Origin of the sequence: Janthinobacterium sp. RA13, from assembly GCF_000745325.1 — a bacterium.
In the GTDB taxonomy this organism is placed as follows: domain Bacteria; phylum Pseudomonadota; class Gammaproteobacteria; order Burkholderiales; family Burkholderiaceae_D; genus Janthinobacterium; species Janthinobacterium rivuli.
Map to the genome: position 1 here is coordinate 1,569,834 of NZ_JQNP01000001.1, position 13,629 is coordinate 1,583,462.

At 64.3% G+C, this 13,629-nt stretch carries 10 protein-coding genes and 1 riboswitch; of the genes, 7 read left to right on the top strand and 3 right to left on the bottom strand.

The window, feature by feature from the left end:
* Positions 1–33: 33 nt before the first annotated feature.
* On the bottom strand, positions 34–1,311 hold the full coding sequence (locus FG13_RS06765) for a lipoprotein-releasing ABC transporter permease subunit (RefSeq protein WP_035827518.1): 1,278 nt from the start codon (positions 1,309–1,311) through the stop codon (positions 34–36).
* A gap of 160 nt (positions 1,312–1,471) precedes the next feature.
* Between FG13_RS06765 and FG13_RS06770 the strand changes: the two genes are divergently transcribed.
* From FG13_RS06770 to FG13_RS06800, 7 genes are all read left to right on the top strand, one after another.
* On the top strand, positions 1,472–2,524 hold the full coding sequence (locus tag FG13_RS06770) for a hypothetical protein (RefSeq protein ID WP_035819565.1): 1,053 nt from the start codon (positions 1,472–1,474) through the stop codon (positions 2,522–2,524).
* Complete coding sequence (gene recJ / locus FG13_RS06775) at positions 2,521–4,221, top strand: single-stranded-DNA-specific exonuclease RecJ (protein ID WP_035819567.1); 1,701 nt, start codon at positions 2,521–2,523, stop codon at positions 4,219–4,221. Before FG13_RS06770 ends, recJ begins: the two co-directional genes overlap by 4 nt.
* A gap of 20 nt (positions 4,222–4,241) precedes the next feature.
* Positions 4,242–4,655, top strand: a complete 414-nt coding sequence (fos, locus tag FG13_RS06780) for a fosfomycin resistance glutathione transferase (protein WP_035827519.1) — start codon at positions 4,242–4,244, stop codon at positions 4,653–4,655.
* A gap of 275 nt (positions 4,656–4,930) precedes the next feature.
* A riboswitch (cyclic di-GMP riboswitch) is annotated at positions 4,931–5,017 on the top strand.
* An 85-nt stretch (positions 5,018–5,102) separates the two neighbouring features.
* Positions 5,103–7,730 (top strand): S53 family peptidase, encoded by a 2,628-nt coding sequence (locus FG13_RS06785; RefSeq protein WP_035827521.1) that lies wholly within the window; start codon positions 5,103–5,105, stop codon positions 7,728–7,730.
* 141 nt (positions 7,731–7,871) lie between these two features.
* On the top strand, positions 7,872–8,309 hold the full coding sequence (locus tag FG13_RS06790) for an MbcA/ParS/Xre antitoxin family protein (RefSeq protein WP_035819569.1): 438 nt from the start codon (positions 7,872–7,874) through the stop codon (positions 8,307–8,309).
* Positions 8,310–8,311: 2 nt separating this feature from the next.
* Positions 8,312–9,019, top strand: a complete 708-nt coding sequence (locus tag FG13_RS06795) for an RES family NAD+ phosphorylase (RefSeq protein ID WP_035819571.1) — start codon at positions 8,312–8,314, stop codon at positions 9,017–9,019.
* Positions 9,020–9,060: 41 nt separating this feature from the next.
* Positions 9,061–9,381: a DUF2288 domain-containing protein gene (locus FG13_RS06800; RefSeq protein WP_035819573.1), complete on the top strand. Its 321-nt coding sequence runs from the start codon at positions 9,061–9,063 to the stop codon at positions 9,379–9,381.
* A 3-nt stretch (positions 9,382–9,384) separates the two neighbouring features.
* On the opposite strand, the gene FG13_RS06805 is transcribed toward FG13_RS06800, so the two are convergent.
* Positions 9,385–11,514 carry a TonB-dependent receptor plug domain-containing protein gene (locus FG13_RS06805; protein ID WP_152598703.1) on the bottom strand — a complete coding sequence of 710 codons (2,130 nt, stop codon included), beginning with the start codon at positions 11,512–11,514 and terminating at the stop codon, positions 9,385–9,387.
* Positions 11,515–11,585: 71 nt separating this feature from the next.
* Entirely contained in the window at positions 11,586–13,604 is a 2,019-nt protein-coding gene (locus FG13_RS06810) for a DKNYY domain-containing protein (protein ID WP_035819575.1), read from the bottom strand.
* Between the last annotated feature and the right edge of the window lie 25 nt (positions 13,605–13,629).

The following is a 13,629-nucleotide window of genomic DNA, read 5'->3' on the forward strand; positions in this document are numbered from 1 at the left end:
GGGTCTGACCCCGGCAGTTTGTTGATCAGCCAACTATTCATACCGCAGCGCCTCGGCCGGCTTGACACGCGCGGCGCGCCAGCTCGGGTAGATCGTCGCCACCAGCGCCAGGCCAAAGGCGATCAGGCCGATCTGCGCCACGTCCAGCCAGTGCACGTCGGACGGCACGGCGCTGATCTGGTAAATTTCCTTGGAGATGAAGTGCAGGCCGAAGATGCCTTCGATGAAGGGCACGATGACGCCCACGTTCAGCGCCAGCACGACGCCGCCGATGACGCCCAGGGCACTCCCCAGCAAGCCGACCAGCGCGCCCTGGATCATGAAAATCTTCATGATGGAGAACGGCGAGGCGCCCAGGGTGCGCAAAATCGCGATGTCGGCCTGCTTGTCGGTGACCGACATCACCAGGGTCGAGACCAGGTTGAACGCGGCCACGGCGATGATCATGCTGAGGATGATAAACATCATGTTCTTCTGGCTTTGCACCAGCGCATACCAGCTAGCACTGGCGCGCGACCAGTCGCGCATCCACAGCTGGCCCGGCATCGACGCCTTGAGTTCGCGCGCCACCTGCGGCGCCTGGTTCATGTCGTGCAGGCGCAGCCGCAGGCCGGACGGGCCGTCGAGCTGCAGCAGCTGCTCCGCATCCTGCATGTTGACGAAAGCCAGGCTGCCATCGAGTTCATTGTGGCCCGCCTCGAAGATGCCAGATACCTTGAGCGCGCGCATGCGCGGCATGACGATGCCGGTGGCCGGATCGCCCGCCCTCGGTTCGCGTTCCAGCATCAATGTGACGTTCTGCCCCACCTTTACGTCGAGCGCCTTGGCCAGGTCAATGCCCAGCACGATGTTGTACGAGCCTGGCGTCAATTCCTTGAAACTGCCCTGCTTCATCTGGCTCGCCACGCTGGAGACGGTGGCTTCCTGCTGCGGCAGCACGCCGCGCACGATGGATGGGCGCATGGTTTCGTCGTTGAGCAGCATGCCCTGGGTTTCCACGAACGGCGACACGGCTTTCACTTGCGGGTTGGCGTAGGCGGCGCGCTCCTGCGCCTGCCAGTTCGGCATGGAGCCGCTCGTGTCGAACACCTCGACGTGGGCCAGCACCGACATCAAACGGTCGGTGACTTCCTTCTGGAAGCCGTTCATGACGGAGAGGACGACGATCAGGGCGGCCACGCCCAGGCCGATGCCGGCCACGGAAATGAGGGAAATGAAGGAAATGAAGCTGTTGCGGCCACTGCGTTTCCCGGCGCGCGTATAGCGCACGCCGACCTGCCACTCGAAAGGAAATTGTTTGATGATGCTCATGCGCTCCCGCGACAACGTGATATGCGAGCGCGCAGTGTGCCACACAAATGGTATTTCATGCGCGAAACACATCACCGTGGCGCCATTTTTCCGCACCCGGCGGCTAGGGAAAAACCGCGGGAACTACTCCTCCAGCGCCACAATCGCCTACAATCTCGGGATGAATCAACTTACCCTCGTCCTGCCCTTCGCCTTGCCCAATGCCGAGCTGGCTGCCGACCTGCTCAAGGTCTTGCAGGCGCCCGCCCTGGCGGCCCTGCTGTCGCGCACCTCTGATTGCAATTTAGAAACTTTTGACAACGCCAACCGGCTGCTGCCGCACGAAGCGTGGCTGGCGCATGCCTTGACCCTGTCGCCCGCGCCCAACGGCGAGGCGGCGCAATCGGCCTTTGCGGCCCAGGCCATGCGCGGCTACGGCCTGGCGCCGGAACCGGGCGCGCGCTACTTCCTGCTGCATCCGGCCCACCTGGCCATCGCCCGCAGCCATATCAGCCTGGAAGACTTGCGCCAGCTCAAGCTGAGCGAGGCCGATGGCCGCACCTTGTTCGACACGGCGCGCCCGTATTTCGACGAAATTGGCCAGCCCCTGTCGTATGGCGACGCGGGCACCTGGTTCATGCGCGCCGATGGCTGGAGCGACTTGCAGTGCGCCACGCCGGACGCCGCCACCACGCAAGACCTGTCCGTCTGGATGCCGGAAGGCGAACATGCGCGCGCCGCGCGCCGCCTGCAAAATGAAGTGCAGATGCTGTGGCATGAACATTCCGTCAATGCGGCGCGCGAAGAGCGGAGCTTGAAAGCCATCAATTCCTTCTGGATCTGGGGCGCGAGCCTGGCCAACGCCGAAGCGGCGCGCTGCGCGTCCAGCCTGCATACCAAAGACGTACCGGGCTGGCTGGCCGCGCTGGCGGAACCGGCGCAACGCGATGCCAGTCCAAACAGTGTGCTGGCAAGCCAACAGGACGCGATCGTCGTGCTGGGCGGCTTGATCGAAGCGGCGCAAGCCCAGGAATGGGGCATGTGGCTGCAGCAGTTGCAAGCGCTGGAAGCGGACTGGTTCGCGCCCCTGCTGGCGGCCGTCAAGGATGGCCGCCTGGGACAGCTGCGCCTGGTGCTGAGCCACCGCGACGCCTGGCTAGCCTGCACCACCAGCAAGCATGCGCAGCGCAAATTCTGGCGCGCGATTACCCTGAACAAGTTGAAAGCATCATGACCCGTACCCGCATCGCCACGCGCCCCTGCCCCTACCGCGAATCCGAATTGCTGCGCCAGGGCGGCATCCACCCCGTGCTGGCCCGCCTGTACGCGTCGCGCGGCCTGTCCGACGCGGCAGAACTGTCGAGCGAACTGGCGGCCCTGATGCCGCCGTCCGGCCTGCTGCACATCGGTGCGGCCGGCGTCTTCCTGGCCGACGCGATTGCCGCCAAGAAACGCATGGTCATCGTGGCCGACTACGATTGCGACGGCGCCACCGCCTGCGCCGTGGCCATCCGCGGCTTGCGCGCCATGGGCGCCGACGTCGATTTCATCGTGCCCAACCGTTTTGAGTACGGCTACGGCCTGACGCCGGAAATCGTCGAACTGACGGCCCGCGAAAAGTCGCCCGACATCATCATCACCGTCGACAACGGCATCGCCAGCATCGATGGCGTGGCCGAAGCGAACCGGCGCGGCATCCAGGTGGTCGTCACCGACCACCATTTGCCGGCCGACACCCTGCCCGACGCGGCCGTCATCGTCAACCCGAACCAGCCCGCCTGCGGTTTTCCGTCGAAGCATCTGGCGGGCGTGGGCGTCGTGTTCTACGTCTTGCTGGCCCTGCGCGCGGAAATGCGCCAAAGGGGGATTTACGACCAGAAAACCCAGCCGCCCCTGCAAAACCTGCTCGACCTGGTGGCGCTGGGCACGGTGGCCGACGTGGTGCGCCTCGATACCAACAACCGCATCCTCGTCGCGCAAGGCCTCAAGCGCATGCGCAAGGGCAATATGCACGCGGGCGTGGCGGCGCTCTTTCGCGTGGCGGGCCGCGAAGCGCGCAGCGCCACGCCGTTCGACCTGGGCTTCGCGCTGGGTCCGCGCCTGAACGCAGCCGGCCGCCTGCAAGACATGTCCCTCGGCATCGAGTGCCTGATCACGGACGACGAAGGCCGCGCCTGGGCGCTGGCCCAGCAACTGAACGACATCAACCTGAAGCGCCGCGAGATCGAGGCGGAAATGCAGGATACGGCGTTGCTGCACCTGGACGCATTCGAGCCGGCCAACAGCAGCACCATCAGCGTGTTTGACGAGTCCTGGCACCAGGGGGTGATCGGCATCGTCGCCTCGCGCCTGAAGGAAAAATTCTACCGCCCGACCATCACGTTCGCGCCCGGCGCGGACGGCTGGATCAAGGGTTCTGGACGCTCGATCCCCGGCTTCCACTTGCGCGACGCGCTCGACCTCGTGTCGAAACGGGCGCCTAGCCTGATCGACAAGTTCGGCGGCCACGCCATGGCGGCCGGCTTGACCATTCGCGCCGACGCTTTCGACGCCTTTTCCAAGGCTTTCGAAGCCGTGGGCCAGGCCTGGCTCAGCCAGCAGCAGCTGGAAAGAGTCGTGGAAACGGACGGCCCGCTGGAAGACGCGTATTACACGACGGCCTTCATCGAGCTGATGGATGGCCAGGTGTGGGGCCAGGGCTTCGCCCCGCCCGTCTTCTGCGATGAATTCCGCGTCGTCAGCCAGCGCATCTTAAAAGAACGCCACTTGAAACTGCTGCTGGAGAAGAACGGCGTGCGCTTCGATGCCATCTGGTTCGGGCATACGGACGCCTTGGGCGAACGCACGCGGGTGGCGTTCCGGCTTGATGCGAATGAATACAATGGCACCACGAAAGTTCAGCTGATGGTGGAGCATGCGGAGCCTGTCTGATGGCACCTGAAAGCAGCACCATGTTGACCGGCCTGAACCACCTCACCCTGTCCGTGCGCGACCTGGCGCGCAGCGTCGCCTTTTACCGCGACATGCTGGGCCTGCGCCTGCATGCCCGCTGGGACAGGGGCGCGTATCTGTCGGCCGGGGATTTGTGGCTGTGCCTGTCGCTGGACGGGCAAGGCACGGCTGCGCTGGCCAGCCCCGCCTACACGCATTACGCGTTTTCCATTTCCCAGCACGACTTCCCCGCCTTCGCCGCCCGCCTGCGCGCCGCGGGCGTGCCCGAATGGCAGGAAAACCGCAGCGCCGGCGATTCCCTGTATTTTCTCGATCCGGACGGCCACCAGCTGGAAGCCCATACGGGCAGTCTGGCGCAGCGGCTGGCGGCCTGCCGCGCAGCGCCGTACCAGGGCATGGTGTTCGGGGATTGAAGCTGTCCACATCGCATATTCAATAAATTTGTTAAATTCATTACTCCTCAGAAAAACAAGCACCGTGGTTGTGAAAAAACACTGTCACGCATCGATACACCCCCTGATAACCTTGTTTTTAAGACTTAACAAAGTCGACAAGATTCCACTCGACAACAGGCAAATAAGCCACATTTCATTGCAAAAATAAAAATATTGATTGAAAATAGTTAACACTTATTTGGCAAATTCACTAAAATTGATGACGCATCAGGAAATTCCCAATGATGCATGATCAGTTTTGAGGGCAAACCCGTCGAAAGGCGGGGACGCAAAGCCACCGGCCTACCGCGCGCAAGCGCCATGGCAGCGGGGCTGCCAATGTGCAGGACCGGGGCCGCCAGCGCGCGGCGCCATGCCTGATGCATTGTCGAGATGTGGCCCTCGCCCAACTCGGAGAGTTTCGCCATGAAAAAATGCATTCCCCCGCACCACCGTCACCGGCGCCTGCTGCTGGGCGCCACGGCCGCCCTGCTACTGGCCGCGTGCGGCTCCGGCCAGGAGACGCCGGCATCAACGCCGCCTGCCGCCATCGCCACGGCCGCGACACAGTTCACCGTCGAGGTGCCCGTCATTCCGGACGCCGTCGGCGCGCTGGTGGTGCAGCCGATGTTCCATGCGGCCCCCGCCCTGCTCGATACGCCTGACGGGCGCGACAGCGCCAACAGCAGCGGCTCGGCGCACTGGCGGCCGCATTTGCAGCGCGTGCCCGGCGCCATGGGGGAAATGACCACGCGCCGCCTGACGGCGCAAAGAATCGCCGTCGCGGAACAGGCGGCGCAAAACATCGCGCCATTGCTGGATAGCGGCGGCGCGAGCGACATCGCCGCGCCCATGGCCGGCAGCAGCGTGGTGGCGACCTATTCTCCCGCGCAAATCCGCGCCGCCTACGACCTGCCCGCCCTGCCGGCGGCGGGCACGGCGCTGACGCCGGCCCAGGCGGCCCAGCTGGGCGCGGGGCAGACGATCTACATCGTCGATGCCATGCACAACCCGAACGCGGCGGCCGAACTAGCCATCTTCAACCAGAAATTCGGTTTGCCCGGCTGCACCACCAAGGCCATCGCCACGAATGCCACCCTGCCCTTGCCGCCCGCCCCGCTCAGCGGCTGCGAATTTTCCGTTGTCTACAACACGCCGTCGAGCAGCATGACGGCCACCGCGCCCGCCTATAACTCGGGCTGGGCCATGGAAATCGCGCTCGACGTGCAGTGGGCGCATGCCACGGCGCCGCTGGCGCGCATCGTGCTGATCGAGGCGCCCGACGCGTCCATCAACAGCCTGCTGGGCGCCGTGCGCCTGGCCAACCTGATGGGGCCTGGCGTCGTGTCGATGAGCTTTGGCGCCGCCGAGGGCAACTGGACGACTTCCGTCGACAGCGCCTTCACGGGCAAGAACATGAGCTACCTGGCCGCCACGGGCGACTCGGGCAGCGGCGTGTCCTGGCCTTCCGTGTCGTCCAACGTGCTGGCCGTGGGCGGCACCACGCTCAACTACAGCGGCAGCGGCGTGCGCAGCGAAACGGCCTGGTCCGGCACGGGCGGCGGCATCAGCGCCTACACGGCACTGCCCGCTTACCAGACAGCCAGCGTGCCCGGCCTGACCAACCTGCTGCGGCGTAACGTCGCCGACGTGGCCTTCAATGCCGACCCCGCCACGGGCCAGTACACGGCCGTGATGACACCGGGTAGCAGCACCGCCAGCTGGCTCAGCATCGGCGGCACCAGCCTGTCCACGCCGCAATGGGCCGGCCTGATCGCCATCGCCAACGCCAGCCGCGCGCTGCAGGCGAAGACGGCGCTCGGCCTGGCGCACAGCATGCTGTACGGCCAGATCGCCAGCGTGCCCGGCACCTTTGCCAGCAGCTTTGCCGACATCACGCGCGGCAGCAACGGCACTTGCGGCGTGTGCACGGCCAGGGTCGGCTACGACCCGCTGGGCGGCCTGGGCACGCCCAACGTGAAAAGCCTGCTGGCCAGCCTGTCGGGCACGCAGATCGCGCCAACAGCCCCCGTGGTGGCGCCGGCCAGCATCAGCGGCGCGGCCGGCAAGCCGCTGTCGTTCACCGTCTCGGCCAGCGCAAGCAACCCTCTCAGCTACAGCATGCTGGGCGCGCCGGCCGGCATGAGCATCGCCGCCACGGGCGTGGTCAGCTGGGCCAATCCCATCGCCGGCACGTATGCCGTAACCATGGTCGCCAGGGATAGCGTCAGCGGCCTCAGTGGCCAGGGCGTGTACGCCATCGTCATTACCCCCGTCGCGCCGCCCGTCGTCGGCACCGGCGCCATCACGGGCAAGGTAGGCACGGCACTGGCGTTCAATGTCAGCGTCTCCGCGCCCAATCCCGTCAGCTACACGCTCGCCGGCGCACCGGCCGGCATGAGCATCAGCAGCGTCGGGCTGGTGAGCTGGGCCGCGCCCGTGGCCGGCACCTATGCCGTCACCGTCACGGCCAAGGACAGCAAGACTGGCCTCAGCGGCAAAGGCATCTACACGGTGGCCATCGCCGCCCCGCTGCCACCCGTGGTGACAGTGTCCAGCGTCAGCGGCAAGCCGGGCGTGGCCCTGTCGTTTACGGCCACGACGGTGGCGCCCAACCCCGTCAGCTACAGCCTGTCGGGCGCGCCGTCCGGCATGAGCATCAACGCCGCCGGCGTCGTCAGCTGGGCCAGTCCCGTGCTGGGCAGCTACAGCGTGACGGTCATCGCCAAAGACAGCAAGACGGGCTTGACGGGCCAGGCCGTGGCGACGGTAAAAATCGCCGCCACCGGTCCCACGATCAGCGCCGCCGCCATGACGGGCGTGGCCGGCAAGGCCATGAGCGGCAGCATCGTGCTGACGGCGCCGGGCGCGAACGCGCTGTGGATCTCCATCATCGGCGCGCCGCTGGGCATGCAGTTTTCCATGAGCGGCATGACCATCACGGCCCGCTGGCCCCTGCCGGTGGCGGGCAGCTACACGCTGAAGGTCGTGGCCCTGGACAATCATGGCTTGACGGCGCAGCTGAACGTGCCGGTTACGGTCACGGCCAGATAAGCTCGCGCAGCTCGCCCGCGAACGGGGCGCACCGGGACTCCCGTCCTGGCGCGCCCCGTTTTGCATGCGCGCGGCCGTTGCAACGAATCCTGAAAAGGAGTATATATAGTCCTTAAACAGAGTTTTATCGAAGGACATATCATGAATCTCGCTTACGCCTACCCCAAAAGCCGCTTCGAGCCGGCCGTGCTCGTCGACCTGAACGCCAAAGCCGAGCGCGAGCGATTGTCGCAGGCGGCCTTGAAAGGCTTTTTCAAGCTTGCCTCCGCCTGGAAACTGCGCGACGACGATGCGCGCGAATTGCTGGGCGGCCTGTCCAGCAGCGCCTGGTACGAGTGGAAGAAGCACCCGGACCGCGTGCTGGAAGTGGACCGCATCACGCGCATTTCCTACCTGCTGGGCATTTATAAAGCCTTGCACATCCTGTATGGCGACAAGCTGGCCGACGAATGGGTCAGTTTGCCCAACAAAAACCCCATCTTCGGCGGCCGCACGCCCCTGTCGCAAATGCTGGCCGGCGGCTTGCTAGCCATGCAAACGGTGCGCAAGCTGCTCGACGCGCGCCGCGGAGGACTGTAATCGTGCCTGCAGTCCCGTCTACCCACCTGCCGCCGCTGGCCGCCTTGCGCCAGATCGACACGTGCCGCCTGATTCCGTCGCGCTTCGCCGACATGGAAGACTCCGTGCTGGCGCCGCTGGCCGAGGACGACGTGCACCTGCGCGAACTGTTCGAGCTCGATAACGCGACGAATGCGCGCCTGGTGGCCGAGTACGGCGGCGCGCCAGGAATTGGCGTGGACGAGCTGGTTTTTGGCGTGCCGCACTTTCGCATCATCAACGCCGCCTACACCTATGCCCGGCCGGAAGGGGCGCGTTTCAACGATGGCGAACGGGGCGCCTGGTATTGTGCCTTCGACATGAAAACGGCACTGGCCGAAATCATTTTCCACAAGACCGTGGAATACCAGGAAATCGATTATTTCGACGACAGCGTCAGCTACCAGTCGCTGCTGGCCGATTTTTCCGCCAGCTTCCACGACTTGCGCGGCCAGGAACGCTACCAGGCTTGCCTCGACCCGGCCAGCTACATCGCCTCGCAAGACCTGGCCGCCATCCTGCTCGAAGCCGGCTCCATGGGCGTCATCTTCCCCAGCACCCGGCTGGCGGGCGGCACCAACCTGGCCTGCTTCCGCCCCGCCCTCGTGGGCAATGTTCGCAAAGGCGCCGCCTATCGGTTAACATGGCGGGGTACGCCAATACCGCAGGTGGAAGCCGTCCCAGGCAAATAAACCGCGCGCATCGGCACCGACTCACCGCAACCTGATCTCACATGCAAACCAATCCTGAAAAAGACACCGAACTGCGCCTCAAAGTGAACAGCGAAACGGCCCGCCTGGCCTGGAGCGAACTGGAAAAGCACTTCGCCCAAGGCAACGTCGTCTGGGTCGCCAATGAACTGGACCTGGTCGAAGTGGCCGTGCGCATCTCGCACGACGACAAGGCCACGATCACGCAATGGATGGCCGATGGCAAAGTGGCCAAAGTCTCCGACCAGCAGGCGCTGGACTGGCAGGCCGCCGACGCATCCCTGTGGGCCGCCGTCGTCAGCCCGTTCATTCTGGTGCAGCAGGAAAAGCCCACCAGGCACTGATGCTTACAGGCTGCGCTCGAGCATCAGCCGCAGCGCAGCGCTGCTGTCGAGGGTCGTCACGCTGTCGCTGCGGCCCTCTCCATCCACATAGGATTGTCCTTGCACCTGCTGCCGGTGCAGCAGGTTGGCCGCCGACAGGCGTACGCGCGTTTTCGCGTCCGGCTGCCACAGCGCATACGCGTCGAGCGTGCGCCGCACGCCCGCATGGCTGCTGGCGTGCGCATCGAGCCGCGCCAGTCCGCCCGTCTGCACGTGCAGATTGCCGCCCATGCTCAGCATCGGCGAGCGCCGGTAATCGAGCCCCAGGTTGAACGTGGCCGGCACCTGGCTGGCCAGGCGGTTGCCAGGACCCGGTACGGCGGCGACGCGCGACCAGTTGCGCCCCGCATTGGCGCGCACGTCGACATCGGGCGCCTGCGCCCACCAGGTCTGCACGGGGAACTTCACATCCATTTCAATGCCGCGCACCGTGGCCGTGCCATTGTTGAACGGGCTGGCCGTCCAGATGCCATCGTGCTGGAACAGGCGCTGCACGGTGACATCGCTGATGCGCCGCGTGAATGCCGACAAACTGGCCACGCCGCTCTTGCCGAAATAGCTTTCCCAGGCCGCGTCCAGCCCCCACGCCAGTTCCGGGCGCAGGTCGGGATTGCCCTGGAAATCGGGATTATTGGCGCTGTTGCCATTGTTGACGGTGTAGCGGCGCGGCACCAGGTTGCGCGTGGTGGGCGCCTTGTAGGTGCGCGCCAGCGCCAGCCGCAGCTGGCCGCGCTCCTGCCGCGGCGGCTTCCACAGCAGCTGCGCCACGGGACTCCAGACGCTGGCACGCGTGCGCACTTCGCTCAGGGTGCGGCCTTCGGTTGCCGTCTGCAAGCCTTCCCAGCGCACGCCCGCATACATTTGCAGGCGCGGCGTCACATCCCATTCATCCTGCGCAAACAGGGCCAGGCGCCGCACGTCGGCCGTGTAGTCTTCATCGAGCGCATACGGCGCGCCACCGGCAAAATACGTGTCGCGCTGGCGGCGCGACTCGCTGCGGCGTATCAGGCTGCCATCCCAGCCCACGCTCAGGGCGTGGCCGCCGCCCAGCCGGCCCAGGTATTTGCCGCTGCTGTTGACGCTGTCGTCGATGGCGTCGGAGACCACGCCGCGCAGCAGCAGGGACGCGCCACCGGCCGCCTCGCCATGGAAGGCGTAATCCGTGTCGCGCCGGTTGTGGTTGACGCCCAGCTTGGCCGTCAGCTTGCCCGCGGCCCCCAGCGAGTGCGACCAGCTCACATCGCTGCGCGCTGAAAACACGCTCGCTTGCGAGGTGGCGCCATTGCGCGGATAGCTCGATGCCTGCCCCAGCAAGGTCGTTTCGCGCGCCACGCCGTCAAACCCCGTGCGATACCAGTCCAGCAGGCTTTGCCAGGTGATGGTGTCGCCCTTGTCCAGGGTCCAGTGCAGGCGCGGCGTCAGGCTGGCCTTGTTGACGGACGAGGCATTGCGCGTGCGCGTGTCGCGCAGCGCCAGCGGCATGCCGGCGGCATCGGACATGGCGTCAGTCGTCCTGCCGGCCACATCGTCGGCCGTGCGCTCGAGCGCACCCGTCAGCGCATAGGCGAAACCCGGCAATTTGTCCGCCACGCGCAGGGACGCGGCAGGTTGCCAGCGGCCGTCCTGCCGGCCCGCGCCCAGCTTCCATTCGCGCTCGGCGCCGCTGGCGCCCTTGCGCAAGATCACGTTGATGCTGCCGGCGACGGCTTGCATGCTGTATTCAGCCGTCGCGCTGCGCAAAATCTCGATGCGCTCGATCATGTCGGGCCCGATCGATTCGATGGAAAATCCCGGTGGCGCGGGCTCGCCGTTGATCAGCATCTGCGTGTAGCCCGCCCCCAGACCCCGCATGCGCACCTCGCCGCCGACGACGGAGACGCCGGGCTGGCGTTTCAGCGTCGCGGCCAGGCTGCTGTCGCCATATTGGGCCAGGTCGTCGCGGCTGACGACGATCTTCGCGGCCGTGTCGTCGCGCCGCTGCTGCACGCCGCTGGCGGCTGAAATTTCAACTTTCTGCAGTGGTGCATCGTCGGCGCAGGCCATGCCTGAGAGCAAGATGAGAACGAGGGGGCGGTACCTGAGGCTGCTGCGCATGAGAGCTGTTCTACGCCATATGAGGAAGTGCGCAGTGTAGAGGATTTGTCAAGCCGGGACCAGCACAAACGTCACGATACGCTCTGCTTTGCAAGTCCCCGGTAGTCCTCTTCGCTGACCTCAGTCAATCCGGCATGGCCGTCGTAGCGGTAGAAGCGATGCTTGTCGCGCGCATGGCGATCATCGAGAAACGCCAACGTGGCCAGGTCTATGCGCTTGGCGCTCAGCGGGCTTCGGCCACAAAACAATTTACGCGTGCCTAGCTGCAGAAAATGAGGATGCGGCACCGAGACTTCTTCCGGGCTGAATTCGACAGCCAATGGCTTGCCATCGGACATCATCAACGTGGAATTGAACGCATAAATGCCAAGTATCCGTGTATTTTCAGGAGCGAGGCTTTTTTTTGCCTGCCCCCTGTAGTAAACGGCACGGCTATCCTTGGCCCAGTCATAACCGCAGCTCACGAAGGTGGCAAGGTCAGCCTTGGAAATGGGCTCAGGACAGTGATAGAAAATCCGGTGGCAATAGACTTTTTTACCGTCACTCAGGTAAATCGAATCGAATGCGCTGAAATGCTCCACCGACTCGGTAGAAAACCGTTCGGGCACGGCGCGGTCAACCGCATGATACGGGATCAGATACAAGCCATTGACATCGCCGCACAGATGTTCACCCAATAATTTGAAACTGGCTACATCCAATCCGGTGATGGGCCGCCCATGAAAGTACACCTGTCGGCCCAGTTCGAAGCCAGATCCGATGACACGCCGCGCCGGGATTTCTTCCTGCTGCGCCGCCTGCGCCTCGTCCTGCGCCTGCAAGCGGTGCCACCAGTAATCCGTCAGTTGCGGATGCGCCTCGAAAAATGGCGCCCACCGCTGCTGCATGGTCTTGTCGAGTACCCCGTCGCTGCCCAGCGGCCCGTTTCGGTCGCCCACCAGTCTCGACGAGTAATCGGCGCCTGCATGATGTACCAGCGCCACGAGGAAACTGTCCACATCCACATGCAGCGGTTTGTTGCGGTAATAAGCGCGCTGATGATCGCGGTAATAGTCGAATCCCAGGTGTTGGAAACTGGGGCCGTGAGCGCCGCGCACACGCGTCCCTGCTGCGTAGACAAACTGATCATCCACGGCAATATACTCGTGCTGAAACTCACGCGCAGACACCACCCGGCCGGCCTCATCAAATTCCGGTTGCCGGCATTTGAGCAATTGGAAATCGCCCACATAGCGCATGGACTTTCCCGTCAAATAATACGCACGTTGCCCATCCTTGGCGTAACGTTCGTTCAGTACGGTGAAGGTGGCCAGATCGGCATGATCAATGCGGTAAAAATATTCATATGCAATGCTCGATCCCTGCTGTGCCTGCACGATGATCGACTCGCCATCCGTCCCCCATCGCTGCGCAAGCATGCGAAAGCCGTCAGGATGGGCGATGGGCAAAGGTGTGCCATCCTTCTGGTGCAGTCGCTTGTATCCTCTGTAGACCTGCCCGTTGATCACCCGGTAATCCGGGTGATTGGTGTAACGGATACGGTCGTGCGCGCTCGCGGTCACCTTTCCAGACAGAAAGACATTCACGCCATCGCTGAACAGCGCGCAATCGGCGGATACAAAAGCTGGCGCCGGCCCGAGCAAAGCAAGCGCCTGGTGCTTTACATCAACCATGACAGTGACCGAATAATCGCCAAACCAATAGGCGCAGGACTGGTCACGCCAGTAGTGGTAGCCGAGGTCTTCCAGGGTGCCATTGAAACGAAACGGCAAAGCCTGCACCGCATGGTAGCCATATCGCGCAAGGTAATGCGGCAGCAGGTAGTAATCACGCTGACTATCGCGCAACAAACCCGGATGGGTTCGATGTCGCCAGACCACTTGCCGAGCATGCAATGGCGACGACGGAAAACGCCAGGAACTTGCCTCTTGAGCGATCTCGGAGGGCAGCTTTCCTGCAAGCGCGAGCATGATGTATGCCTCGCGTGCACTATCGTCCCCGAGTAACGCCCCGTCCATAAACGCGAAGTCCCCGTGCCATTCAAGGTCAAGGGACTCCCACTGCGCAGCATCCACCTCTGGCGTCGTCATCGTTGCATTTCAAGATAATAATTCG